This window comes from Pseudomonas sp. PIC25 (genome assembly GCF_002286785.1).
GTDB lineage: Bacteria > Pseudomonadota > Gammaproteobacteria > Pseudomonadales > Pseudomonadaceae > Pseudomonas_M.
Genome location: NZ_MUJY01000111.1, coordinates 20,875 through 45,794 on the forward strand (window position 1 = coordinate 20,875; position 24,920 = coordinate 45,794).

22 protein-coding genes are annotated in these 24,920 nt (G+C 63.9%); 9 read left to right on the forward strand and 13 right to left on the reverse strand.

The genetic code is table 11. The features are described from left to right. Positions 1-56 precede the first annotated feature (56 nt). Together folB and folK are read left to right on the forward strand one after the other, a co-directional pair. Complete coding sequence (gene folB / locus BZL41_RS13200; protein WP_095599717.1) at positions 57-410, forward strand: dihydroneopterin aldolase; 354 nt, start codon at positions 57-59, stop codon at positions 408-410. Then, entirely contained in the window at positions 401-943 is a 543-nt protein-coding gene (folK, locus tag BZL41_RS13205) for a 2-amino-4-hydroxy-6-hydroxymethyldihydropteridine diphosphokinase (protein WP_095599718.1), read from the forward strand. Before folB ends, folK begins: the two co-directional genes overlap by 10 nt. Before the next feature lie 10 nt (positions 944-953). Here folK and BZL41_RS13210 read toward each other — a convergent pair whose 3' ends face one another. The 12 genes from BZL41_RS13210 to BZL41_RS13265 all read right to left on the reverse strand — a co-directional run bounded on the left by BZL41_RS13210 (position 954) and on the right by BZL41_RS13265 (position 15,540). Next, positions 954-2,189: a multifunctional CCA addition/repair protein gene (locus BZL41_RS13210; RefSeq protein WP_095599719.1), complete on the reverse strand. Its 1,236-nt coding sequence runs from the start codon at positions 2,187-2,189 to the stop codon at positions 954-956. A gap of 62 nt (positions 2,190-2,251) precedes the next feature. Continuing rightward, positions 2,252-2,761: a DUF4136 domain-containing protein gene (locus tag BZL41_RS13215; protein ID WP_095599720.1), complete on the reverse strand. Its 510-nt coding sequence runs from the start codon at positions 2,759-2,761 to the stop codon at positions 2,252-2,254. 61 nt (positions 2,762-2,822) lie between these two features. After that, positions 2,823-4,388, reverse strand: coding sequence for a SpoVR family protein (locus tag BZL41_RS13220; protein WP_095599721.1), 1,566 nt, complete (start codon positions 4,386-4,388; stop codon positions 2,823-2,825). After that, positions 4,385-5,656 carry a YeaH/YhbH family protein gene (locus BZL41_RS13225; protein ID WP_095599722.1) on the reverse strand — a complete coding sequence of 424 codons (1,272 nt, stop codon included), beginning with the start codon at positions 5,654-5,656 and terminating at the stop codon, positions 4,385-4,387. Before BZL41_RS13225 ends, BZL41_RS13220 begins: the two co-directional genes overlap by 4 nt. A 109-nt stretch (positions 5,657-5,765) precedes the next feature. Beyond that, positions 5,766-7,688: a PrkA family serine protein kinase gene (locus BZL41_RS13230; protein WP_095599723.1), complete on the reverse strand. Its 1,923-nt coding sequence runs from the start codon at positions 7,686-7,688 to the stop codon at positions 5,766-5,768. Between the two features lie 269 nt (positions 7,689-7,957). Further along, a complete protein-coding gene (gene glpE / locus BZL41_RS13235; RefSeq protein ID WP_095599724.1) occupies positions 7,958-8,287 on the reverse strand; it encodes a thiosulfate sulfurtransferase GlpE in 330 nt (109 codons plus the stop codon). Positions 8,288-8,335: 48 nt separating this feature from the next. Then, complete coding sequence (locus BZL41_RS13240; protein ID WP_095599725.1) at positions 8,336-9,157, reverse strand: symmetrical bis(5'-nucleosyl)-tetraphosphatase; 822 nt, start codon at positions 9,155-9,157, stop codon at positions 8,336-8,338. Further along, on the reverse strand, positions 9,157-9,537 hold the full coding sequence (gene apaG / locus BZL41_RS13245) for a Co2+/Mg2+ efflux protein ApaG (RefSeq protein WP_084335977.1): 381 nt from the start codon (positions 9,535-9,537) through the stop codon (positions 9,157-9,159). The genes BZL41_RS13240 and apaG overlap by 1 nt, the downstream gene beginning before the upstream one ends. A 40-nt stretch (positions 9,538-9,577) precedes the next feature. Then, positions 9,578-10,384: a 16S rRNA (adenine(1518)-N(6)/adenine(1519)-N(6))-dimethyltransferase RsmA gene (gene rsmA, locus BZL41_RS13250; protein WP_095599726.1), complete on the reverse strand. Its 807-nt coding sequence runs from the start codon at positions 10,382-10,384 to the stop codon at positions 9,578-9,580. A 116-nt stretch (positions 10,385-10,500) separates the two neighbouring features. Then, positions 10,501-11,490 (reverse strand): 4-hydroxythreonine-4-phosphate dehydrogenase PdxA, encoded by a 990-nt coding sequence (pdxA, locus tag BZL41_RS13255; RefSeq protein ID WP_095599727.1) that lies wholly within the window; start codon positions 11,488-11,490, stop codon positions 10,501-10,503. Further along, positions 11,487-12,794, reverse strand: a complete 1,308-nt coding sequence (locus tag BZL41_RS13260; protein WP_168190994.1) for a peptidylprolyl isomerase — start codon at positions 12,792-12,794, stop codon at positions 11,487-11,489. Before BZL41_RS13260 ends, pdxA begins: the two co-directional genes overlap by 4 nt. Beyond that, positions 12,775-15,540: an LPS-assembly protein LptD gene (locus BZL41_RS13265; RefSeq protein ID WP_095599729.1), complete on the reverse strand. Its 2,766-nt coding sequence runs from the start codon at positions 15,538-15,540 to the stop codon at positions 12,775-12,777. The genes BZL41_RS13260 and BZL41_RS13265 overlap by 20 nt, the downstream gene beginning before the upstream one ends. A gap of 126 nt (positions 15,541-15,666) precedes the next feature. On the opposite strand from BZL41_RS13265, the gene BZL41_RS13270 reads away from it, so the two are divergent. The 3 genes from BZL41_RS13270 to BZL41_RS13280 are packed head-to-tail and all read left to right on the forward strand — an operon-like array spanning position 15,667 to position 18,128. Continuing rightward, the gene (locus BZL41_RS13270) at positions 15,667-16,692 is read left to right on the forward strand and encodes an aminoglycoside phosphotransferase family protein (protein ID WP_095599730.1); all 1,026 of its coding nucleotides are present in this window, start codon (positions 15,667-15,669) and stop codon (positions 16,690-16,692) included. Beyond that, a complete protein-coding gene (gene murU, locus BZL41_RS13275; RefSeq protein WP_095599731.1) occupies positions 16,689-17,360 on the forward strand; it encodes an N-acetylmuramate alpha-1-phosphate uridylyltransferase MurU in 672 nt (223 codons plus the stop codon). The genes BZL41_RS13270 and murU overlap by 4 nt, the downstream gene beginning before the upstream one ends. Next, positions 17,361-18,128 (forward strand): TerB family tellurite resistance protein, encoded by a 768-nt coding sequence (locus tag BZL41_RS13280; protein WP_095599732.1) that lies wholly within the window; start codon positions 17,361-17,363, stop codon positions 18,126-18,128. It begins immediately after the preceding gene. Between the two features lie 109 nt (positions 18,129-18,237). Here BZL41_RS13280 and BZL41_RS13285 read toward each other — a convergent pair whose 3' ends face one another. After that, a complete protein-coding gene (locus tag BZL41_RS13285; protein WP_095599733.1) occupies positions 18,238-19,284 on the reverse strand; it encodes an alpha/beta hydrolase family protein in 1,047 nt (348 codons plus the stop codon). Positions 19,285-19,416: 132 nt separating this feature from the next. On the opposite strand from BZL41_RS13285, the gene BZL41_RS13290 reads away from it, so the two are divergent. The 4 genes from BZL41_RS13290 (at position 19,417) to BZL41_RS13305 (ending at position 24,872) form a co-directional block, all read left to right on the forward strand. After that, positions 19,417-21,813 carry a PAS domain S-box protein gene (locus BZL41_RS13290; protein ID WP_095599759.1) on the forward strand — a complete coding sequence of 799 codons (2,397 nt, stop codon included), beginning with the start codon at positions 19,417-19,419 and terminating at the stop codon, positions 21,811-21,813. Beyond that, positions 21,810-22,439, forward strand: a complete 630-nt coding sequence (locus BZL41_RS13295) for a response regulator transcription factor (RefSeq protein ID WP_084335968.1) — start codon at positions 21,810-21,812, stop codon at positions 22,437-22,439. The genes BZL41_RS13290 and BZL41_RS13295 overlap by 4 nt, the downstream gene beginning before the upstream one ends. Before the next feature lie 241 nt (positions 22,440-22,680). Further along, positions 22,681-23,799 (forward strand): ABC transporter ATP-binding protein, encoded by a 1,119-nt coding sequence (locus BZL41_RS13300; RefSeq protein ID WP_084335967.1) that lies wholly within the window; start codon positions 22,681-22,683, stop codon positions 23,797-23,799. A 41-nt stretch (positions 23,800-23,840) separates the two neighbouring features. Next, the gene (locus BZL41_RS13305; RefSeq protein ID WP_095599734.1) at positions 23,841-24,872 is read left to right on the forward strand and encodes an ABC transporter substrate-binding protein; all 1,032 of its coding nucleotides are present in this window, start codon (positions 23,841-23,843) and stop codon (positions 24,870-24,872) included. Positions 24,873-24,920 lie beyond the last annotated feature (48 nt).

Genomic DNA, 24,920 nt, shown 5'->3' on the forward strand with positions numbered 1-24,920 from the left:
GTGACGCCCGATTCTAACGGGGCATGACGCCCTTGTCGTGCCGCGGGGAGCAGTACTTGGACAGAGTGTTTATCGAAGGGCTGGAAGTCGACACCGTGATCGGCGTGTATGACTGGGAGCGCGGTATCCGCCAGTGCCTGCGTCTGGATTTGTCGATGGCCTGGGACAACCGGCCGGCCGCGGATGGTGACGACTTGAGCAAGGCTCTCGATTACGCGGCGGTGACGGCGCGCATCCAGGCCTTCGCCGCCGAAGCGCATTTCCTGCTGGTGGAAACCTTCGCCGAGCGCCTGGCCGAGGTACTGATGACTGAGTTCGGGATTCCCGGCCTGCGTCTCAAATTGACCAAGCCGGGGGCTGTCCCGGCCGCCAGCGGTGTGGGCGTGGAGATCGTACGCGGATGTCTCTGACCCAGGTCGTGCTCGGGCTCGGCAGCAACATCGAGCGCGAGGCTCATCTGACTGCCGGCCTGGATGCCCTGGCGGCGTTCCTGACCGATCTGCGCTGCTCGCCGGTGTTCGAAAGCCAGGCCGTGGGCATCAAGAGCGGTCCCTTCATCAATCTCGTGGTGTCGGCTTATACCGACCTGCCTTTGGGTGAGCTCGATCGGCGATTGAAGTTCATCGAGGCGGACAACGGCCGCTACGCCCCGGATCGCAAGGGGTTGCCGCTGGATATCGATGTCCTGCTCTACGACGATCTGGTCGGCAACTTCGATGGGTTGGTGCTGCCGCGGGCCGAGGTGCTGAAGAATGCCTTCGTGCTTTGGCCGCTGGCCTTGTTGATGCCGGAGTCTGTCCATCCGGGTGTTGGCAAGACCTTCGCCGAGCTGTGGCGGGAGGCCTCGATCGACCAGCGACTGTGGCCGGTGTCCTTCGTCTGGCGTGGCCGGGAGCTGACACCCGAGGCGTTGCTCCAGACCCTGTCTTCCGTCGAGGAATAGGCTTGGCGCCCTATTCCTCCGCTACCTGGCCGGCCTTGTAGGTCTTGAGTGCGTTCAGGCGTTCCCGCCTCAAAGCCTCGCCCAATTCGGCACCCTGCAATCCCCTTTCCAACAAGGGTTTCACCGATACAGCCCGCGCCGCATCCGCAGCTCCCCGAAGATAGGGCGCCTGGGGGTAGTCGCGCTGCTCCAGTCCGCGCCGGCCACGGGCGTCCATTTCGCAGGCGGCGATGAACTCTTCGAAGCGCTGCGGGCGACGGTAGATATCGAAATGCTGCAGTAGCTCCAGCAGGGTATTCGGGCGCAACTCCAGGGCCCGGTGGCCATGGGTGTGGTATTCGCCGACCAGCACGGCCAGTTCCTGGCAGTCGCGAGGCGCCTTGCAGCGTGCGTTCACCGCTTCGATCAAGGGACGACCGTTGTGCTCGTGGCCGATATGGCGGGGCCACTCGTTTTCCGGGGTCGTGCCTTTTCCGACGTCGTGCAGCAGGCAAGCCCAGCGCACGGTCAACGGTTGTTCGCGCTCGGCGCACAGGCGCAGGACGCGGAGGATGTGGTCGCCGGTGTCGATTTCAGGGTGATGGGCAGCCGGTTGCGGCACGCCGAACAGGGCGTCGACCTCTGGCAGCAACTCTGCCAAGGCACCGCACCCGTGCAGCACGCTGACGAAGACATCGGGGCGTGGCTCCATCAGGGCGCGGGAGATTTCCTTCCAGGCACGCTCCGCCGTCAGGTCCTTGAGTTCGCCGGATTGGCTGAGCTGGCGCATCAGAGCCTGGGTCTCGTCGGCGACACGAAAGCCCAGCGGCGCATAACGGGCAGCGAAGCGGGCGACACGCAGCACGCGCAGCGGGTCTTCGGCGAAGGCAGGGGAAACGTGGCGCAGTAGGCGGTCCTGGAGATCGCGCTGCCCGCCATAGGGATCGATGACTCGGCCCTGCTCGTCCTCGGCCATGGCGTTGATGGTGAGGTCGCGGCGGATGAGGTCGTCTTCCAAGGTGACGTCCGGGCTGGCGTAGAAGGTGAAGCCGCCGTAGCCGCGTCCGCTTTTTCGCTCGGTGCGCGCCAGGGCGTATTCATCGCCGGTCTCGGGATGCAGGAAGACCGGGAAGTCCGCGCCGACCGGGCGGAAGCCTTTCGCTTGCATTTCTTCGGCGCTGGCGCCGACCACGACCCAGTCGACTTCGGTGACGGGCCGGCCCAACAAGCGATCGCGTACCGCACCGCCTACTTTGTAGATCTGCATGTTTACCTCCAATCGGCACAGGATACCGACTGGAGCACTGGGCGTCGCGGCGGTTTATGGGCTCAGCGTGCGGCCGGCAGGCGCTGGAGCAGTGCCTCGACGGCGTCTTCGAGGCGTTCGGAGCTGGTTCGGGAGGGGCTCAGGCCAGTGCTGACGAGCCCTTCCCATAGAGAGCGGCCGTCGGGATCGGTCAGGCGAACGCGAAGCGTGCCGGTTTCGTCACGCAGGCGATGGATGGCGAGATAAGGGCCGAGGGTATCGGGCGGCGGCACGTCGACCCGGAATTCCAGCGGTGCGTCGTTCGCGGCCAGCCAGTAATAGATGTGCATCTGTGGCGCCGGGCTTTCCCGGTAGCCGCGCGCAGCCAAGCCTTGGCGCAGCGAGGTCGCGAGCTGAATGTAGTCGTCGCCGAACGGCAGTTCGCCCTGTACGGCCAGATCAGGCGGTATCAGCCGGTAATCCCGTAACTCGCCCAGGTCCTCGGCGGCCGGCTGCACCAGGTGAACTTGCGGTAACTGGCGAGTGCAGGTGGCGAGTGCGAGGCACAGCAACAGCACGAGAAACAGACGCATGGACAGGGCTCGGAAGGGCGTTCCCGACATGCTCCGTGGCTATCCGGCGCGGGTCAACCGATCAAATGGGCGGGATTGCCAGGTCGAGCCGGGGATAGTCGCCCTCGTTGTCACGGTCGCCCTTTGGTGGGACATGCTGGACGCCGACCACTTGGTCGCCCTGCAGGGTTTCCAGGTGTACGTCGAAGCCCCACAGCCGATGCAGGTGTTTGAGCACGTCTTCGGTGGAATCGCCCAGCGGTTTGCGATCGTGTTGCTGGTGACGCAGGGTAAGCGAGCGATCGCCGCGGCGATCCACGCTCCAGATTTGCACGTTGGGCTCCCGATTGCCGAGGTTGTATTGCGACGCCAGCAGTTCGCGGATCGTGCGGTAGCCGCTTTCGTCGTGGATGGCCGACACTAGCAGTTCGTCCTTCTGGTCGTCGTCGAGGATGCTGAACAGCTTGAGATCGCGGATGACCTTGGGCGAGAGGAATTGCAGGATGAAGCTCTCGTCCTTGAAACTCTTCATGGCGAACTTGAGGGTGGACAGCCAGTCGCTGCCGGCGATGTCCGGGAACCAGCGCTTGTCTTCCTCGGTCGGGGCTTCGCAGATGCGGCGAATGTCGCGGTACATGGCGAAGCCCAGGGTGTAGGGGTTGATACCACTGTAATAGGGGCTATCGAACGACGGCTGATAGATGACGCTGGTGTGGTACTGCAGGAACTCCATCATGAAGCCATCGGTGACCAGGCCTTCGTCGTACAGGTCGTTGAGCAGGGTGTAGTGCCAGAAGGTGGCCCAGCCTTCGTTCATCACCTGGGTCTGGCGCTGCGGATAGAAGTACTGGGCGATCTTGCGCACAATGCGCACGACCTCGCGCTGCCAGGGTTCCAGCAACGGGGCGTGCTTCTCGATGAAATACAGGATGTTTTCCTGCGGTTCGGCGGGGAAGCGCTTGTCGTCGCGCTCGCGGTGCTTGCCGGAGCTTTTCGGGATGGTGCGCCACAGATCGTTTATCTGCTTCTGCAGGTGTTCCTCGCGGTCCTTCTGCCGCCGCTTCTCTTCTTCGGCGGAGATGGGGTAGGGGCGTTTGTAGCGGTCGACGCCGTAGTTCATCAGGGCGTGGCAGGAGTCCAGCAGGTCTTCCACCGCGTCGATGCCGTGGCGTTCCTCGCACTGCATGATGTACTGCTTGGCGAACACCAGATAATCGATGATCGAGCTGGCATCGGTCCAGGTGCGGAACAGGTAGTTGCCCTTGAAGAAACTGTTGTGGCCATAACAGGCGTGGGCGACCACCAGTGCCTGCATGCACATGGTGTTTTCTTCCATCAGGTAGGCGATGCAGGGATCGGAGTTGATCACGATTTCGTAGGCCAAACCCATCTGCCCGCGGCTGTAGGACTTCTCCGTGCTGAGGAAGTGCTTGCCGTAGGACCAGTGGTGATAGCCGATGGGCATCCCGACCGATGCGTAGGCGTCCATCATCTGTTCGGCGGTGATGACTTCGATCTGGTTCGGATAGGTGTCCAGCGCATAGCGCTCGGCGATGCGGCTGATCTCGCGGTCGTAGGCGCGGATCAGCTCGAACGTCCATTCCGAACCGGTGGAGAGCGGCTGGCTTCTCTTTTCACGGGGACTCATGTGGTCATCCTCCGCTGGAACAGTTCGCGGAACACCGGGTAGATGTCCGCCGCCGAGACGATCTGCTGCTGGGCAAAGGTGTCGGCAAAGGCCTCGCGGACTTGCTCGTATTCGAACCACAGCGCCTGGTGCTCGCGCGGAGTGATCTCGACGTAGGTGTAGTACTGCACGAACGGCATGATCTGCTTGACCAGAATATCGCGACAGATGGGCGAGTCGTCATTCCAGTTGTCGCCGTCCGACGCCTGGGCGGCATAGATGTTCCATTCGTTGATCGGATAGCGCTCGGCCATGATCTCCTGCATCAGCTTGAGCGCGCTGGAGACGATGGTCCCGCCGGTTTCCCGGGAATAGAAGAACTCCTCCTCGTCCACCTCGCGGGCGCTGGTGTGATGGCGGATGAACACCACTTCGATCTTGTCGTAGTTCCGCTTGAGGAACAGGTAGAGCAGGATGAAGAAGCGCTTGGCGATGTCCTTGGTCGCCTGGGTCATGGAGCCGGAAACGTCCATCAGGCAGAACATCACTGCCTTGGAGCTGGGGTTCGGCTGCTTGGTCAGCAAGTTGTACTTGAGGTCGAAGGTATCGAGGAAGGGAATCCGCTCGATTCGCGCTCGAAGGCGGGATATCTCCGACTCCATGCGCTGAATATCGCCGATATTGTCGGGTTCTTCGCGCTTCAGTCGATCCAGTTCCACCAGCGCCACGCGCAGCTTGGCACGGCTGCTGCCGGACAGCGCGATCCGCCGGGCGTGGGCGGAACGCAGCGTGCGGACGATGTTGATCCGCGAAGGGTTGCCTTCGTTGCTGATCCCGGCACGGACGGTCTTGAAGGTGTCGGTCCCGGTCAGGTGCCGCTTGACCAGGTTGGGCAGCTCCAAGTCCTCGAACATGAAGTCGAGGAACTCTTCCTGGGTAATCTGAAAGACGAAGTCGTCCATGCCTTCGCCGGTATTGCTCGCCTTGCCGGCGCCGCGTCCACCGCCGCCCCCTGACGGGCGGGGGATCCGCTCGCCGGTGGTGAATTCCTTGTTGCCGGGATGGACGATGGTCTGCTTGCCGCCCCGGCCATGGTGAAGAATGGGCTCGTCGATGTCGCGCCCGGGAATACTGATCTGCTCGCCGTGCTCCATGTCGGTAATGGAGCGCCGGCTGACGGCCTCCTCCACGGCCTTCTTGATGTGTTCGCGGTACCGCCGCAGGAAGCGCTGGCGGTTCACCGTGCTCTTGTTCTTGCCGTTCAGGCGTCGGTCGATCACATAGCTCATAGCCCCTCCGTGGCAGCTTCAAGCCACAAGTCACACGCCGCAAGCAAGAGCGAGGCCGTGAGCGCACTCGTTCTTGCTTGCCGCCTGCCGCTTGTCGCTTGCGGCTGCGTTACTGCGATTTGCGCACCCGCAGATACCACTCGGACAACAGCCTGACTTGCTTCTCCGTATAGCCGCGCTCGACCATGCGCTTGACGAAGTCGTTGTGCTTCTGCTGATCCTCCTTGCTTGCCTTGGCATTGAAGCTGATCACCGGCAGGAGATCCTCGGTATTCGAGAACATCTTCTTCTCGATGACCACGCGCAGCTTCTCGTAGCTGAGCCAGGTCGGGTTCTTGCCGTTGTTGTTGGCCCGGGCGCGCAGCACGAAGTTGACGATCTCGTTGCGGAAATCCTTCGGGTTGCTGATGCCGGCCGGTTTCTCGATCTTTTCCAGTTCCTCGTTGAGGGCGACACGGTTGAGGATTTCGCCGGTTTCCGGGTCGCGGTATTCCTGGTCCTGAATCCAGAAGTCGGCGTAGAGCACGTAACGGTCGAAGATGTTCTGGCCGTACTCGCTGTAGGACTCGAGGTAGGCGGTCTGGATTTCCTTGCCGATGAACTCGATATAGCGCGGTGCCAGGTATTCCTTGAGGTAGCGCAGATAGCGCTCGCGTACTTCCGGCGGGAACTGTTCCTGTTCGATCTGCTGCTCCAGGACGTACAGCAGATGCACCGGGTTGGCGGCAATCTCGTGCGGGTCGAAGTTGAACACCTTGGACAGGATCTTGAAGGCAAAGCGGGTCGACAGGCCGTTCATGCCTTCGTCGACGCCGGCGTTGTCGCGGTATTCCTGGATCGACTTGGCCTTGGGGTCGGTGTCTTTCAGGTTCTCCCCATCGTAGACGCGCATTTTCGAATAAATATTGGAGTTGTCCGGCTCCTTCAGGCGCGACAGCACCGAGAACTGGGCAAGCATGCGCAGGGTGTCCGGGGCGCAGTGGGCCTTGGACAACGAGCTGTTGGTCAGCAGCTTGTCATAGATCTTGATCTCGTCGGTGACGCGCAGGCAGTACGGCACCTTGACGATATAGATGCGGTCGATGAAGGCCTCGTTGTTCTTGTTGTTGCGGAAGCTGTGCCACTCGGATTCGTTGGAGTGGGCCAGGATGATCCCGCTGAACGGAATGGCCCCGAGGCCTTCGGTGCTGTTGTAGTTGCCTTCCTGGGTAGCGGTGAGCAAGGGGTGCAGGACCTTGATCGGCGCTTTGAACATCTCGACGAATTCCATCAGGCCCTGGTTGGCCCGGCACAGCGCGCCCGAGTAGCTGTAGGCGTCGGCATCGTTCTGCGGGAACTCCTCCAGCTTGCGGATATCCACCTTGCCGACCAGGGCGGAGATGTCCTGGTTGTTCTCGTCGCCCGGCTCGGTCTTGGCCACCGCGATCTGGTTGAGGATCGAGGGGTAGAGCTTCACAACGCGGAACTGGCTGATGTCGCCGCCGAACTCGGTCAGACGCTTGGTTGCCCAGGGCGACATGATGGTGTTGAGGTAGCGGCGCGGGATGCCGTAGTCCTCTTCGAGGATGGCGCCGTCCTCGTCGGCGTTGAACAGGCCCAGGGGTGATTCGAAGACCGGAGACCCCTTGATCGCATAGAAAGGGACCTTCTCGATCAGTTGCTTGAGCTTTTCAGCCAGCGACGACTTACCGCCACCGACCGGACCCAGCAGGTAAAGGATTTGTTTCTTCTCTTCCAGGCCCTGGGCGGCATGGCGGAAGAACGCGACGATCTGGTCGATGCATTCCTCCATGCCATGGAAGTCCGCGAAGGCCGGATAGCGGCGGATCACCTTGTTGGAGAAGATCCGCGACAGCCGCGGGTCGATGGATGTATCCAGCAGCTCGGGCTCGCCGATGGCCATGAGAATGCGCTCGGCGGCCGTGGCATAGACACTGCGATCCTGTTTGCACAGATCGAGGTACTCCTGAAGGGAATACTCCTCCTGACGTGTCGTCTCGAAACGCTGCTGGAAGTGGCTGAAAATACTCATGACGTCACCTCGCTCGATGCATAGGAGCCGGCGCGGGGTCGGTCGAGCGCGTGCTGGAAGGCTGCCGACGAGTCGGCCGATTTGGAAATCCCCCAGAACACCTAAAGGTCGCTACCGATGGCCCCGTTGCCGGTACGCCGGCTTCCCTGTTTTGGATGGCCTGTGACTAAGGATAGTTCGTTCTGGAGAAGCGCAAGGGCAAAGGAGTGGGAATAGCGCGTTGTCGGGCGAGTCCGGCCAGGGGCGGCAGGGGTTGCCGCCGGAAAAATTTATTCTTCCTGGCCCGTGGCCGTCTCGTTGGGGTAGGTCGCGCGCCAGAGTTCGAAGCCGCCGTCGAGGCTGTAGACCTCGGCGAAGCCTTGGTGGGCGAGGTAAGCGGCCGCCCCCTGGCTGGAGTTGCCGTGGTAGCAGGCGACGATCAGCGGCCGGTCGAAGTCGGCGTGGGCAATGAAGTCGGCCAGGGAGTGGTTGTCCAGATGCCGGGAACCGGCAATGTGGCCATTGGCGAAGCTCTGAGGGTCGCGGATATCCACTATCACGGCGCCCTGCTCGCGGAGCGCCTGGGCTTGTTGCGGTGGGATGCGTTTGAAATCGCTCATGGGGGTTCTCCGGTCTACCGGAGCGGTCTGGCCGCCCGGCTTCGTTCGTTATCGTTGCGCCGGGCAATCGCAGCGGTACTTCCGGCCGCTGTCCACATCCAGCAGCGTCATGGCGCCGCCCCAGACGCAGCCGGTGTCCAGTGCGAACAACCCGGGTTCGTCACAGCGGCCTTCGAGGGCGGCCCAGTGGCCGAAGATCAGTTTCTGGCCGCGGGCTTTGCGGTTCGGATGGCTGAACCAGGGGGCATAGCCGGGCGGGGCGCTGCCGACGCCTTCCTTGCTTTTGAGGTCCAGCGTGCCATCGGCGGTGCAGAAGCGCATGCGGGTGAAATAGTTGGTGATGACCCGCAGGCGCGTCACCCCGTGCAAGTCTTTGTCCCATTTGGCTGGCTCGTTGCCGTACATGCCGTCGAGAAACAGCGGCAGGCGGGCATCATCCAGCAAGACCTCTTCCACCTCGGAGGCGCGCCTGAGGGCTTTTTTCAGGCTCCACTGCGGGGGGATGCCGGCATGCACCAGGACGATGTCGCGCTCGGCATCGTAATGCATCAGTTTCTGGCGGCGCAGCCAGTCGAGCAGATCGTCGCAGTCCGGGGCGTCGAGGATTTCGCGCAGGGTGTCGCCTTTCTTCAGGCGTTCGATATTGTGCGCCACCGCCAGCAGATGCAGGTCATGGTTGCCCAGTACGGAGGTCACCGATTCGCGCATGGCATAAAGAAAGCGCAGGGTTTCCAGGGATTGCGGGCCGCGGTTGACCAGATCGCCCACCAGCCACAAATGGTCGCGGGCCGGATCGAAATTCACCCCTTCGAGCAGGCATTTGAGCGGGTCCAGGCAACCCTGCAGGTCACCGACGGCATACAGCGCCATCAGTGCAGGGCTCCCGGTACGGCGAGGCGGAACGGGGCGATGGGCGCTTCGAAGCGTTTCCCGTCGTCGGCGAGCATCTGGTAGCTGCCGTGCATGTTGCCGACGCGGGTGGCCATGACCGTCCCGCTGCTGTAGGTGTGGCTCTGGCCCGGCTCGATCCGGGGCTGCTGACCCACCACACCGGCACCGCGGACTTCCTGGATGCGGCCGTCGCCATCGGTGATGACCCAGTGCCGCGACAGCAACTGCGCCGCAAGCTCGCCGCTGTTGTGGATCGTGACCGTGTAGGCGAAGGCGAAACGGTTCTGGTCCGGTTGCGACTGTTCCGGGAGATAGCGGGTGACGACGCTGATGTCGATCTGATAACGAGGGTCGGACATGCGAATGAAACTCGGAAAGCTGATAGTCGAGTCTAGGAGGTCAGCCGGAGCTTGTCTGCCCGGCCAACTGATCGGCCAGACGGACGAAGGCCGCGAGGTCCAGTTGTTCGGGGCGCAGACTGCCGTCCACTCCGGCGGCTTCGATGGCTTCCTTGTCGAGCAGGCCTTTCAAGGTATTGCGCAGCGTCTTGCGGCGCTGGTTGAACGCCTCGCGGACCACCCGCTCAAGCTGGCGGACGTCCTTGGCCGGGTGCGGCAGCGTCTCATGGGGGACCAGGCGGACGATGGCCGAATCGACCTTCGGCGGCGGGTTGAAGGCGCCCGGTCCGACGTTGAACAGATGCTCGACCCGGCAGTGGTACTGCACCATGATCGACAGGCGACCCCAGTCGCCGCCGCCTGGCTCGGCGGCCAGACGCTCAACCACTTCCTTCTGCAGCATGAAATGCATGTCACGGATCAGCCCGGCATGTTCCAGCAGGTGGAAGATCAGTGGCGTGGAGATGTTGTATGGCAGATTGCCGACCACCCGCAGGCTGCGCGGGGTGGCTTCTAGACTGGCGAAGTCGAATTTCAGCGCGTCGCCCTGGTGCAGCGTAAATCCCGGATGGATGCCGAACTTGAGCTTGAGCAGCGGAATCAGGTCGAGGTCCAGCTCGATCACATCGAGACGGGCGCCACTGGCCAGCAGCCCTTCGGTCAGGGCACCCTGACCCGGACCGATCTCCACCAGGCGATCCCCCTCGCGGGCATTGATCGAGCGGAGAATCCGGTGGATCACGCCGGCGTCGTGCAGAAAGTTCTGGCCGAAACGCTTGCGCGCGCGGTGTTGGTATAGCTCGGACACGAAGAAGGCTCCAAGCCTCGAGCAGCCCGCATCAGGCCGGCTCGAAGCGTAAACAAGAAGGTGCGCAGCTTATCAGTTGAGGCCGCGGCCGGCATCCGGATTGGTTCCCGGCTGCCCTAGGGGCGGCTGCCGGTCATTTCGTAGGCAGTTTCCAGCGCCACGGCGAGGCTGCCGGTGTCGACCTTGCCGGTCGCGGCGAGATCCAGGGCGGTGCCGTGGTCCACCGACGTACGGACAATGGGCAGGCCGAGGGTTACGTTGACCGCTGCACCGAAGCCCTTGTATTTGAGCACCGGCAGGCCCTGGTCGTGGTACATCGCCAGGACCGCGTCGCAATACTCCAGATATTTCGGGGTGAACAGGGTATCCGCCGGTAGCGGGCCAATCAGGTCGAGGCCCTCCTGGCGCAGGGTTTCCAGAGTGGGCTCGATCACCTCGATTTCTTCGCGTCCGAGGTGGCCGCTCTCTCCGGCGTGCGGATTGAGGCCACAAACCAGGATACGCGGCCGGGTGATGCCGAATTTGTCGCGCAGGTCGGCATGCAGAATGCGCGCGACACGGCTCAGACGCTCGGCAGTGATGGCCGAGGCAACATCCTTCAGCGGCAGGTGGGTAGTCACCAGGGCGACGCGCAAGCCACGGGTCGCCAGCATCATCACCACCTGCTCGGTGCCGGTCAGTTCGGCGAGGAATTCGGTGTGCCCGGAAAAGGCGATGCCCGCCTCGTTGATCACACCCTTGTGTACCGGGGCGGTGATCATGCCGGCGAAATGACCGTCCAGGCAGCCCTGGCCGGCCCGGGTCAGGGTTTCCAGCACATAGGCGGCGTTGGCTTTGTCCAGGCGCCCAGGAGTGACAGGGGCGCGTAGCGGCGTATCCCAAACGTACAGGCTGCCGGCTTCCGCTGGCTTGTCGGGCCAGGCTTCCGGTGTCACGGGCAGGAGACGGACCGAGAGGTTCAGCTGGGTGGCCCGCTGTTTCAACAGGTCCAGACTGGCGACGGCGATGAGGGGGTAGGGGTGGTGCTGCCCGGCGAGCAGCAGGCACAGGTCGGGACCTATGCCGGCCGGCTCGCCGGGCGTCAGGGCGAAGCGCCGTGGCGTCACAGTTTGACTTCCACGTAGGCCTCGTCGCGGATCTGGCGCAACCAAGCTTGAAGTTCTTCGTCGTACTTGCGGTTACGCAGCAGGTTCATCGCCTGTTGCTCGCGGAACTGCTCGCTGCTGTCGGTGGCGCGGCGCCCTAGTACCTGCAGGACGTGCCAGCCGTACGGGCTCTTGAAGGGCTTGGAGATTTCACCGCTCGCGGTATTGGCCATGACCTCGCGGAACTCCGGCACCAGCGCATTCGGATCGATCCAATTGAGATCGCCGCCATTGAGTGCCGAACCCGGGTCTTCGGAGAAGCTCTTCGCCAGCTCAGCGAAGTCCTCGCCGGCCTGGATACGCTCGTACAGGCGCTCGGCCAGACGACGGGTCTCTTCTTCGCTACGGATTTCGCTGGGCTTGATCAGGATGTGGCGGACATGCACTTCGTCGCGCACCTGAGTGCCACCACCGCGCTTGTCGAGCAGCTTGAGGATGATGAAGCCGCCCGGGGTGCGCATCGGTTCGGTCACTTCGCCAACCGACAGGGCGCTGATCATGCTGTCGAACGGCGGCGGCAGTTGCGCAGCCTTGCGCCAGCCCATGTCGCCGCCTTCCAGGGCCGTTTCGCTGGCCGAGCGAGCGATCGCCAGCTGGGCGAAGTCGGCGCCCTGGCGGAGCTGCTGGTACAGGTCCTGGGCCTGGCGCTCGGCAGCCTGGATGGTGTCCGATGGAGCACCGTCCGGTACCGGGATCAGGATATTGGCCAGGCGGAACTCTTCGGACAGTTGCATCTTGCCGAGATCGGAGGCGAGGAAGTTCTGGACTTCCTGGTCGGTGACCTGGATGCGCTCGGCGACCCGGCGCTGGCGTACGCGGCTGATGATCATCTCGCGGCGCACTTGGTCGCGGGCATCGGCGAAGGACAGGCCATCCTGGGCGAGGGCGGCGCGGAACTGCTCGACCGTCATGCCGTTGCGCTGGGCGATGGTGCCGATGGCCTGGTTCAGTTCTTCATCGGTGATGCGGATGCCGGAGCGTTCGCCGATCTGCAACTGGATGTTCTCGATGATCAGCCGCTCCAGTACCTGCTGGCTCAACACATGCTCGGGCGGCAGCGCGGCGCCGCGCTTGGCGATGGTCTGCTGCACTTCGTGCAGGCGCTGATCCAGTTGGCTCTGCATGATCACGTCGTTGTCGACGATGGCCACGACCCGGTCCAGCGGGCGCACCTCGGCCGTTGCCGTGGTGCTGAGCGTTGCATTCCCCAGGAGGAGGGCGCCCAGCAGCAGCGGGCGCAGACAATCAGAAAGCTTGGTCTTCACGTTCACGGTAACCTTGAATGCCTTGGTCGAGGAAAGACTCTACCTTGTTGCCAACGACCCCACCGAGGCCCTTCAGCACGATCTGCAGGAAGATGCCGCGGTCGGCTTCTTCGTTGAGATCCGGGTTCAGGCTGTTTTCGTCGTAGTCGACCCAGTAGCGGTTGATCAGGCGCAGCTTCCAGCAGCAGCTGTCGTATTCGAAGCCACCGAAGGCTTCCAGGGTGCGGCTGCGGTTGTAGTCGAACTGCCAGCGGGCGATGGCGCTCCACTGCGGGACCAGCGGCCAGATGACCGAGAAGTCATGCTGGTCGATCTTGTAGTAGTCCTTGATGTAGTTGGGGTTGCCGGGTGTGCCGAAGTCGCCGCCGAACTTCCAGGTGCCGGTGGCCTGGTCGTAGCGCACCGTGTCGTTGCGATAGCGGTAGCCGACGTTGACCACCTTGTTCGGGTTGTCTTCCGGCTGGTAGTGGAACATCAGGCTGCCGGAACGGGTGCTATGGCTGTCCGGATCCCAGTTATAGGTGGAAGACAGGCGCCAGTCGCGATTGAATCGGTACAGGTATTCCAGGGCATAGGGCGACACGTCGCTCTGTGCGTCGTCGCGTGTGCGGTAGTCGATGCCTGGCATCTGTACCTTGCGGTCGGCGAAGTAGAATGCCTGGCCGAGGCTGACGCGCTGGCGCTCGAAGCCATTCGGCTCGATCCAGCGGCTGGTCACGCCCAGGGACAGGCGGTTTTCGTCGCCGATGCGATCCTTGCCGGAGAAGCGGTTGTCACGCCACAGCGAAGAATAGCTGAAGCTGCTTTCGCTGGTGTCGAACACCGGGATGTCGTCCTGATCCTCTTTCGGCACGTAGAGATAGAACGCGCGCGGCTCGAGGGTCTGGCGGAAGGCGTTGCCGAAAAGCTGGGTGTCACGGTCGAAGTACAGCCCGCCGTCGAGTCCGAAGATCGGTACGCTGCGGTCCGGGGAGTCTTCGAAGCTGCCACCGACCTGGCTCTTGCCGATGGAGTCCAGGGTCAGGTCGTACTGGGTGTAGGCGTACTTGAGCGAGGGCTTGAGGAAGCCCCAGGTCCAGTTCAGCGGCAGGCTGATGCCCGGCTCCAGGTGGATGCGATCGCCATTGGCGCGGGCGATGCCGCGGACGTTGTTGTCGTACCAGCTCTCGGCCACACCGTCTTCGTTGATGAAGTTGCCGCTGCGCAGGTCGCGGTCGAAACGCACGAACTCGGTGCCGTAGCTGAAGTTCAGCCCGCCCGGCTGGAACGGCAGGGCACCGTTGAAGGTGACCTGCGGCAGACGCTCATACGGGGTGATGTCGGTCACCGTGGCCATTTCATAGGCATGCGCATTGAGGCGAGCGGTGTAGTTGTCGCCGCGCCAAGTAAGCGTGCCGCGCTGGTTCACGAAGGTGTTGGAGCTGATTTCCAGGTCGCTGTCGAGATCCTGGAAGTAATAGGGGTCGCTGATGTCGGTGTAATCGACTTCGGTCAGCAGGCGGGAGTTCAGGCCACCCTTGTGCTGCCAGGTGTACATCCAGCGCTGGTCTTCGTATTCGGACTGCAGCTTGCGCTCGTCGTCCTTGTCGTCCAGCCAGGCGCCGCCTACCGTGCCTTCGCTGCTCTTGGTCAGGTAGCGGAACTCGCCTTCCATCAGCAGGCCGCGCTTGACCATGTAGGTCGGATAAAGGGTGGCGTCGTAGTTCGGTGCCAGGTTGAAGTAGTACGGCGTCTGTAACGAGAAGCCGGTATCGCTCGACGTGCTGAGGCTCGGCGCCAGGAAGCCGGATTGGCGACGGTCGTCGATCGGGAAATAGATGTATGGGGTGTAGAAGACCGGGATGTCCTTCACCCGCAAGGTCACGTTGGTCGCGGTACCGAAGCCGGTGGCCGGGTTCAGGGTGACATTGTTGCCTTTCAGGTGCCAGGCGTTGCTGCCCGGCTCGCAACGGGTGTAGGTACCGTCCTTGAGCCGGATGATCGCGGTTTCCTCGCGCTTGGCGTACAACGCGCTGCCGCGAACGTGGCCCTGGTGGATGACGTACTCGGCGTTGTCGATCTTGGCTTCGCCGTTGTCCAGCTGCAATTCGGCTCGGTCGCCGACCACCAGCGTGCCCTTGTCACGCAGACGAACGTTACCCACCAGTTCGCCACGGTTCTCCGCCTGGCGCAGGTTGGCCTCGTCGGCTTCCACCTGCATGCTGCCCTGGCGCATCACCACGTCCCCGGCGAGCGTCGCGACCTGTTGTTCCTGCTCGTAGCGCGAGGCTTTGGCCGAGAGGTACATCGGTGCTTCGTTCAGCGGGGTGGTGTCGTCCATGCCTGGACGGACCGGCTCTACGTAGGCGCCGGCGCAGTAAGGACCGGCCTCTGCCAATTGAGCGGGTGTGAGGTTTTCGCGCGGGACCCAGTCCAGATGGCTATAGTCGGCGCTACGGGACGCCAGGCCCTTGCCCTTGCTCTCGGTGACCAGCGTGGGCGCGGCGGCCTGCTGTCGGGCGCCGTTCCCCTGGACTGTACCGGAGGCGATGCCGGAGCTGACGGCAGTGGCACTGTGTACCGGGCGTGGCGGCAGCGCTGCGGCCGGTGCGCTCGGTGTGCAGTCCCAGCCGCCGGTAGCGGAGGCCTTGCAGTCGAACTGCTCGGCGGCGAAAACAAAGGGAGCGGCTACGGGCTGCATGGCCAGCAGACTGCCGGTAACCAGCAGAGGGAATTTCTTACGAAACGCGGGAGAATGTACTGCCATCTTGTTAGTCCGGGCTTCCTGCGCGCCATCGGCCCGGGGGGCCGCACGCCTCTCGATGGGCTGAAAAAGATGCTGGATAATAAAGCATGACCCGTATAACGGCTAGCGCCGTCGGAGACCCTGTAAATGCCTGATGAAGATGTACGCCTCCAGCAACTGACCGGCTGGCTGGATCAGCAGTTGCCTGCCTTGTTCGCCGCCGAAGGTTGGGGGGCGGTGATGTCCGGCCGTCTGACACCCGCCAGCAGCGATGCGAGCTTTCGCCGTTATTTCCGCTGGGAGGACGGTACTCGTAGCCTGATTCTCATGGATGCGCCGCCGCCGCAGGAAAACTGCGCGCCCTTCGTCAAGGTCGCCGGCTTGCTGGCTGGCTCCGGGGTACATGTGCCGCGGATTCTCGCAGCAGACCTGGAGCGGGGTTTTCTGCTGCTCGACGATCTGGGGCGGCATACCTACCTGGATGTGATCGATGCGGACAACGCCGAGGCGTTGTTCGAGGATGCCGTCAAAGCCTTGCTGGCGTTCCAGCGCCTGCCGCTGGACGCCGGCCTGCCCTGCTACGACGACGCCCTGTTGCGGCGTGAATTGCAACTGTTCCCCGACTGGTACCTGCAACGCCATCTGGGCATCGGCCTGGAAGGAGAGATGCTGGCTGCCTGGCAGCGGGTCTGCGATCTGCTGGTCGAAAGCACCCTGAGCCAGCCCCAAGTATTCGTGCACCGCGACTTCATGCCGCGCAACCTGATGCTGAGCCGACCCAATCCGGGCATCCTGGATTTCCAGGACGCGGTGTACGGGCCGGTCACCTATGACATCACCTGCCTGTTCAAGGATGCTTTCCTCAGTTGGCCCGAGCCGCGTATCCAGGATTGGCTGCTGCGTTACTGGCGCCGTGCGACCGAGGCCGGTGTACCGGTACAGGAAAGTTTCGACGCCTTCTATCGCGCCAGCGATCTGATGGGCGTGCAGCGGCACCTGAAGGTGATCGGCATCTTCGCCCGCATCTGCCATCGCGACGGCAAGCCGAAGTACCTCGGCGACGTGCCGCGCTTCTTCCGTTATATCGAGGCGGTGATCGCGCGTCGGCCCGAGCTGGCCGAGCTTGGGCGGTTGCTTGCCTCCCTGCCGCGTACCGAGGCGGTGACGCCATGAAGGCGATGATCCTGGCCGCCGGCAAGGGCGAACGGCTGCGCCCGCTGACGCTGCATACCCCTAAACCCCTGGTGCGGGCGGCCGGCGTGCCGCTCATCGAATATCACCTGCGCAGCCTCGCTGCGGCTGGCTTTCGCCAGTTGGTGATCAACCATGCCTGGCTCGGCGAGCAGATCGAAAACCACTTGGGTGACGGTGCGCGCTTCGGCCTGGAGATCGCCTATTCCGCCGAAGGGGAACCGCTGGAAACCGGCGGCGGCATTTTCCGCGCCTTGCCGTTGCTTGGTGATGAGCCGTTCCTGGTGGTCAACGGCGATATCTGGACCGATTACGATTTTTCCTCGTTGCGCCGTCCGCTGACCGACTTGGCCCACTTGGTACTGGTGGATAATCCGGCCCATCACGCCGGGGGTGATTTCCGCCTGTACGACGGCCAGGTGGAGGACGCCATCGCCGGTCAGCCCAGCCTGACCTACAGCGGCATTGCGGTGTTGCACCCGCGCTTGTTCGCCGGCTGCCGGGACGGTGTCTTCAAGCTGGCGCCTCTGTTGCGCGACGCCATGCGCGAGGGGCTGGTGAGCGGCGAGCACTTCCGTGGCCGCTGGGTCGATGTGGGCACCCACGAGCGGCTGGCCGACGTCGAGCGCCTGTTGGCGTCGGAGGTCTGATTGTTCTGGCCGACCACTCTGCTCGGTGCGCTGGTCGGCCTGGCCCTGGCCAGCATTCCGGGTGCCTTGCTGGGCGGGTTGCTCGGGCAGGTCCTGGATCGACGCCTCCAGCTCGACTCCTGGGCGAGCCTGCGGGAGCGCCTCGGCGGCACGCCGGCCCTTCGTTCGGATGAATTGCTGTTTATCCTGCTCGGCCGTCTGGCCAAGAGCGACGGGCGTGTGAGCGAGGCGCATATCCAGCAGGCGCGGGCTGAGATGCGCCGCTTGGGCCTGAGCGAGACGGCCACGCGTGCGGCCATCGAAGCCTTTTCCAGGGGCAAGGCCGGTGAGGATGGGCTGCGAGCTCCACTGCGGCGGCTGCGCAGCCAGCGTATGGAGGCGGAACGACTTTTGCGCTGTTGCTGGCGTATGGCCGCGGCCGATGGTCGGGTTGGAGCGCGTGAGCGGGAGCTGATCCTGCTCTGGGGCAAGTGGCTGGGGTGGACCACACCGGAGGTAGAGGCGCTGGAAGTGCGCTGCGAATCGCCCAAGGCGCCTCCCGCCACGGCCGGCAGCGCCTACCTGGAAGCGCTTCGCCTGCTGGCGGTCAGCCCCGACAGCGAGCCAGAGACCATCAAACGGGCTTATCGCCGGCTGCTCAGCCGTCACCACCCGGACAAGCTGGCCGGCGCCGGAGCGAGCCCGGCGCGGGTACGCGAAGCCACCGACAAGACGCGCGAGTTGCACAATGCCTATGCGTTGATCCGTGAGCGCCACGGATTCCGCTGAGAGCCTTTTCAATGTCTGCTGCGCGTCGACCCGGCCTGTTTTCGCGGGGCTGCCGAGGCCTTGCATGGCTCTAGCTCGCGAGACTTTGAACAGGCTCTGAGAGCCGCCGTTATCCCTTGGCCCGGACGTGCAGCATCAGCCAGCCCTTGATGCGCCGGTAAAGCTGTTCCTGTTCCGCAGCCGAATTTCCGGGCAGGGCTTTCATCGCGATCTGAATGTAGGCCGGGTGCTGCTGGCGCTTGCCGGCCTGCATGCGTTGCGCCGCGGCGTTGCGGTCGGCGGGTTGGTCCTTGTAGTAGAAGTCGCCGGTGGCCAGCTTCAGTGCTGGCACCAGTTCCTCCAGTTCTGGCGCGAAGCCGCTCGGGACGCGTGCAGCCACTATCAGTAGGTTGTGAATGCGCTCCGGCTTGCGTTCGGCGAGGTACTGGGCTGCCCAGTAGGCGCCCGTGCCGTGGCCGAGCAGCACGATCTCGCTGGCGTTCTGTTCCAGGGCGAAGTCGACGCCGCTCTGGATACGCGCCAACACCTTTTCCATATGAGCCTGTCGACGAGCCTCCGGGGTTTCTGTGGGTGTCGTCTCGGCCGGGGTGGTGGCCGTTTCCGGGGCCTGCATGCCACCAGCTTCGGCGGGGTTCGTCGGCGCCTCCGGGACGGGGGCCTCGGCTTCTTCCTTCGAGGTCGCCTCGTCTGCCTCGCCGCTTTCCGTCGGTTCTGCCGGTTGCTCGACGGGGCGGGGCGGCGGCAGGTCGTCCAGCGGGTCGGGCAGGGTCAGGCTCAGGGTGTGCCAGCCGGCATCCGGCAACTTGCGCCGCAGCGGACCGATGGCCTGAGGGGCATCGGCGCTCTTCGAGTCGCCGGGAAGCAGGATCACCACCCCCCTCGGTGTACCGGTATTGGCCGGTTGCCAGAGCGCGAGGAAATCATCATTGCCGGCCTTCAGACGCTGCTGTTCCTTGTGTGGTAGCTGGCGTTCCAGTCCGGCAGCCTCGTCCTGGCTGCGCTCTGGCAACGGACTGCGCTGCGTCGCTTGCGGTTCTGCGGGAGCTTCCTCGGCAGACGGTTCCGCCGGCGGGGACTGCTCCTCGGCATGCAAGGCCGCGTAGGGCAGCAACAGACCCAGGCAGAGAATGGCGAGAGGGCGAGCGGTGCGAGGCATCGATGTATTCCTGTCTTGACGACATTGGCAGCCTAAACGGCTGTTCCGCATTTGTCAGGCTTCGCCAGGGCGAGGCGGCTGGAGTAAGGTATGCCAGCCCTCTATCGAACTGCCGGCCGCGCGGTGTGCTGCATGATCCGTCCGTTATCCGTTGTTCTGCTCCTGGCCTGGCTGTTGCCGGCCGGGGTGTTCGCCGCGCCGCCGCCCGCTCCCCTGGCTCTCGAGCCGGCCCAGCGCAACTGGCTGGAGGAGCATCGTCAACTGCGTGTCGGGGTGGTGTTGCAGGCTCCGTATGCGCAGTACGATCGGCGTCTGCAGCAGCTCGCCGGCGCCAATGTCGAGTTGATGGAGAGTCTCGCCCGGCTGTTGCAGGTGGAGCTGGTCTGGTACCGCTATGACGATCTGGCCGCGCTCGAGGCTGCCGCACGTGACCGGCGTATCGACCTCGCGCCTGGCCTGAGTCAGACACCGGCCGGCCTGCGCCTCTGGCTGTTTTCCGATCCTTATATGCGAGTACCGCATTTGCTCGTGGGTGAGCGCAATGGAGGCGGGGCCGTCGAGTTGGAGCAGCTCGGCATGACCGATCCGGTGGCGGTGCGCATGCCCGGCCCGGTGGCCGACTACCTGCGTGGCAACTATCCGAACCTGGCCCTGCGGGCGGCCGCGTCGGAACGGCAGGCCTTGCAGAGCTTGTTGCGCGAGGAAGTACGCTATGCGGTACTCGACGAAGCGCAGTTCGGCCGCCTGAGCCGTGAGCCGGAATTCGCCGGGCTGGGGATGGTTGGCGATATCGGTTTCCCTCAGTTGCTCCGTGTCGCCTCCCGCCGCGATTGGCCGCAGTTGGCCGCCGTTCTGGATGTGGCCTTGCGGGCGCTGCCGGCGAAAGAGCTGGAAGCCCTGCGCGAACGCTGGCTGCTGCCCAGGTACCCGAGCCTCGGCGAGTCGAGGGGCTTCTGGCAGAACCTCAGCCTGCTGCTTGCCGTGCTGCTGCTGGCGACCATGGCCATCGTCGCCTGGCTGCGTCGTCAGCAGCATGTGTTGGAGACCCGGTTGGCCGAGGCGCGCCATGCCATCGAGTTGCGCGACGCCGCCGAAGAGGCGTTGCAACTGACCCAGTTTTCCATCGACGAGAGCACCGTCGGCATCCTCTGGGTCAACTGGGACAGCCGGGTGCGCTATGCCAACCGTGCGGCCGAGGACATGCTCGGCTATCCCCGGGGCGCGCTGTTGGAGCGGCCGCTGTCCGATTTCGAGGCGAGCCTGAGCATGGATCGCTGGCTGGGGCTGTGGAAACGGGCACGCGCCGCGGAAGGTCCCCTCAGTTTCGAGACGCAGTGCCGTCGCGCCGATGGCAGCGAACTGCCGGCCGATGTCTCCTTGAGTTTCCTGCGCTTTCGCGAAAGCGAGTACCTGCTGGTGTTCCTCACTGACGTCACCGAGCGCCGTCGTGCCCGCGCCGCGCTGGAGGAAAGCGAGGCCCGGCTGAAAGGCATCGCGGCCAACGTGCCGGGGCTGGTGTTCCGTCTGGAACGGCCGCACATCGACGCTCCGGTGGTGTTCGCCTTCATCGGCGAGGGCAGCGAAAGCCTGGTCGGTTATTCGGCGAGCACCCTGCTGCAGCCGGATCGTGGCATTCGCAGTCTGGTCCATCCGGATGATCGGGCTTCCTACGAAAGCACCCAGGAACAGGCTTTGCGCGAAGAGCGCGACTGGCACTGGCAGGGCCGCATCCTGACCCAGGCCGGCGAGCCGCGCTGGGCGGACATCAAGGCCACCGCCCGGCGCTTCGACAATGGGCGCGTGGTGTGGGACGGCATCGTCTGGGATATCAGCGCGAACAAACGGATCGAGCTGGAACTGGCCGACTCCCGTGCGCAGTTGCGCGAGTTGTCGGCGCATCTCGAGACGGTGCGCGAGGAGGAGAAGGCGCGCATCGCCCGCGAGGTGCACGACGAACTGGGCCAGGTGCTGACCGTGCTCAAGCTGGAGACCTCGATGTGCGAGCTGGCCTATGCCGAACTCGACTCCGGCCTGGGCGAGCGCCTGGACAATATGAAGCGGCTGATCGCGCAGTTGTTCCAACTGGTGCGCGACGTGGCCACTGCGCTGCGCCCGCCGATTCTGGATGCCGGTATCGCCTCGGCCATCGAGTGGCAGGCCCAGCGCTTCGAGGCGCGGACGCAGATTCCCTGCCTGGTAGAGGTGCCGGAGAGCGTGCCGCCCTTATCGGACGCCAAGGCCATCGGCCTGTTCCGCGTGCTGCAGGAGGCGCTGACCAACGTGATCCGGCATGCCGAGGCGCATACTGTGACGGTGCGCCTGAGCCTCGAAGCCGGGGAGTTGTGCCTGTACATCAGCGACGACGGGCGCGGGTTCAGCCCGAGCGAGCGCCGGGGCAGTTCGTTCGGGTTGGTCGGCATGCGCGAGCGGGTGCTGATGCTCGGCGGTACGCTGAGCATCGACAGCCAGCCGGGCGAGGGCACCACGCTGCGGGTATGCATGTTTCTGGATAAGGAGGAAGCCGCGTGATCCGGGTTCTGGTAGCGGAAGATCACACCATCGTCCGCGAGGGCATCAAGCAGCTCATCGGCATGGCCAAGGATCTCAAGGTGGTGGGCGAGGCCTGCAACGGTGAGCAATTGATGGAGACCCTGCGGCAGACCCCTTGCGAGGTGGTATTGCTGGATATCTCCATGCCGGGCGTGAATGGCCTGGAAGCGATTCCGCGCATCCGCGCCTTGACCCAGCCGCCAGCGATCCTGGTGCTGTCGATGCACGACGAGGCGCAGATGGCGGCGCGCGCGTTGAAGATCGGCGCGGCGGGCTATGCGACCAAGGACAGCGACCCGGCCCTGCTGCTCACTGCGATCCGCAAGGTGGCTTCGGGTGGGCGCTACATCGATCCGGAGCTGGCCGATCGCATGGTCTTCGAGGTCGGCCTGACCGATTCGCGACCGCCCCATGCCACCTTGTCCGAGCGGGAATTCTCGGTCTTCGAGCGGCTGGTGCAGGGAGAGGGCGTCAACGAGATCGCCCAGCACCTGGCGGTGAGCAGCAAGACCGTGAGCACCCACAAGGCCCGCCTGATGCAGAAGCTGGGCGCTCATTCGGTCGCCGAGCTGGTGCGCTATGCGGTGGAGCACAAGCTGATCTGACGCACCCACCGGGAGGACTACAGGCAGGCGTCAGATCGGACTTGTCTATTTGCGACCTGCCTGCTGCCGCGACTCCGATGGTTGTGCTGGCGGCTTATCCAAAAACGACAAGCGTGTAGGGCGAGCCCTACACGACATTCTCGCCGCCCCCTATAGCAATCTCTCCCCAGCGCCGATTTGCGCGCCGTTTCGCCTTATCTAGGCTTATTGACAACGGCAACCATAACAACAAGGTGCGGTGATGGTCGGGACTACAACGACTGGGGCGAGCGACGTGCTGGTCAGCTTCCGTGGTGTGCAGAAGAGCTACGACGGCGAGACGCTCATCGTCAAAGACCTCAACCTGGACATTCGCAAAGGCGAATTCCTCACGCTGCTGGGGCCGTCCGGTTCCGGCAAGACCACCAGCCTGATGATGCTGGCCGGCTTCGAAACCCCCACTTCCGGGGAAATCCTTCTCGCTGGCCGCTCCATCAACAATGTGCCGCCGCACAAGCGCGACATCGGCATGGTGTTCCAGAACTATGCGCTGTTCCCGCACATGACCGTGGCGGAGAACTTGGCGTTTCCCCTGACGGTACGCGGCCTGGCCAAGCCGGACATCGGCGAGCGGGTCAAGCGCGCGCTGTCCATGGTACAGCTCGATGCGTTCGGCGGCCGTTATCCGGCCCAGCTTTCCGGTGGCCAGCAGCAGCGCGTGGCCCTGGCCCGCGCCCTGGTGTTCGAGCCCCAACTGGTGCTGATGGACGAACCGCTTGGCGCGCTGGACAAGCAACTGCGCGAACACATGCAGATGGAGATCAAACATCTCCACGAGCGGCTCGGCGTCACTGTGGTCTACGTCACCCACGATCAGGGCGAGGCGCTGACCATGTCCGACCGCGTCGCGGTGTTCCACCAGGGCGAAATCCAGCAGATCGACGCGCCGCGCAATCTGTACGAACACCCGAAGAACAGCTTCGTCGCCAACTTCATCGGCGAAAACAACCGGCTCAGCGGCCAGTTGCTCAGCCGCGAGGGCGAACGCTGCGTGATCGGCCTGCCGCGTGGCGAGAAGGTCGAGGCGCTGGCGGTGAACGTCGGCCAGCCGGGCGATCCGGTGACCTTGTCGATCCGCCCCGAGCGCGTTCGCCTCAACGGCGGCAGCGACGCCTGTACCAACCGCTTCTCCGGAAGGGTGGCGGAGTTCATCTATCTGGGCGACCACGTGCGCATCCGTCTGGAGGTCTGTGGTCAGTCCGACTTCTTCGTCAAACAACCCATCGCCGAGCTCGATCCGGCGTTGGCGGTGGGCGACGTTGTGCCGCTGGGCTGGCAACTCGAACACGTCCGCGCCTTGGACGCACTCCCAGCAAACTGACTCGCGTTCCAAATCTGCCAAACACAAGAAAGGAGAACACTATGTCGTTTCGCTTGAAAGTCGCCGCCCTGGCCGTCGCCATGGCTTCTTCCACTTCCTTGCTGGCGGCCGACCTGACCGTCATTTCCTTCGGTGGCGCGAACAAGGACGCCCAGGCCAAGGCCTACTACCAGCCTTTCGAAGCCGCCACCGGCAACAAGATCATCGCCGGCGAGTACAACGGCGAGATGGCCAAGGTGAAAGCCATGGTCGATACCAACAGCGTGACCTGGGACCTGGTCGAAGTGGAGTCGCCGGAACTGTCCCGCGGCTGCGACGAAGACATGTTCGAAGAGCTGGACTACAGCGTGCTGGGCGGCAAGGACAACCTCGTCCCCGGCGCCGCGCAGCTCTGTGGCGTGGGCTTCTTCGTCTGGTCCACCGTACTGGCCTACAACGCCGACAAACTGCAATCGGCACCGACCAGCTGGGCCGATTTCTGGGACGTGAAGAAATTCCCCGGCAAGCGTGGCCTGCGCAAGGGCGCCAAGTACACCCTGGAATTCGCCCTGATGGCCGACGGCGTCGCGCCGAAGGACGTCTACAAGGTCCTGGCGAGCAAGGACGGCCAGGAGCGCGCCTTCAAGAAACTCGACGAGCTGAAGCCGCACATCCAGTGGTGGGAAGCCGGCGCCCAGCCGCCGCAGTACCTCGCTTCCGGCGACGTGGTGATGAGCTCGGCCTACAACGGGCGCATCGCTGCGGTGCAGAAGGAAAGCAATCTGAAGGTGGTGTGGGACGGCGGCATCTATGACTTCGACGCCTGGGCCATCCCGAAGGGCGCGAAGAACAAGGATGAAGCACTGAAGTTCATCGCCTTCAGCCTCAAGCCCGAGCAGCAGAAGATCTACTCCGAGAACATCGCCTACGGTCCGGCCAACAAGCAGGCGGTCTCGCTGCTCGACCCGGCGCTGCTCAAGGACATGCCGACCACCCCGGAAAACATCGCCAACCAAGTGGCCATGGACGTGACCTTCTGGGCCGACTTCGGTGAGCAACTGGAACAGCGTTTCAACGCCTGGGCAGCGAAGTAAGCCTGCAGGCCCTCTCCCGGCGAGGGGGAGGGCCGATCCGATTTCCTA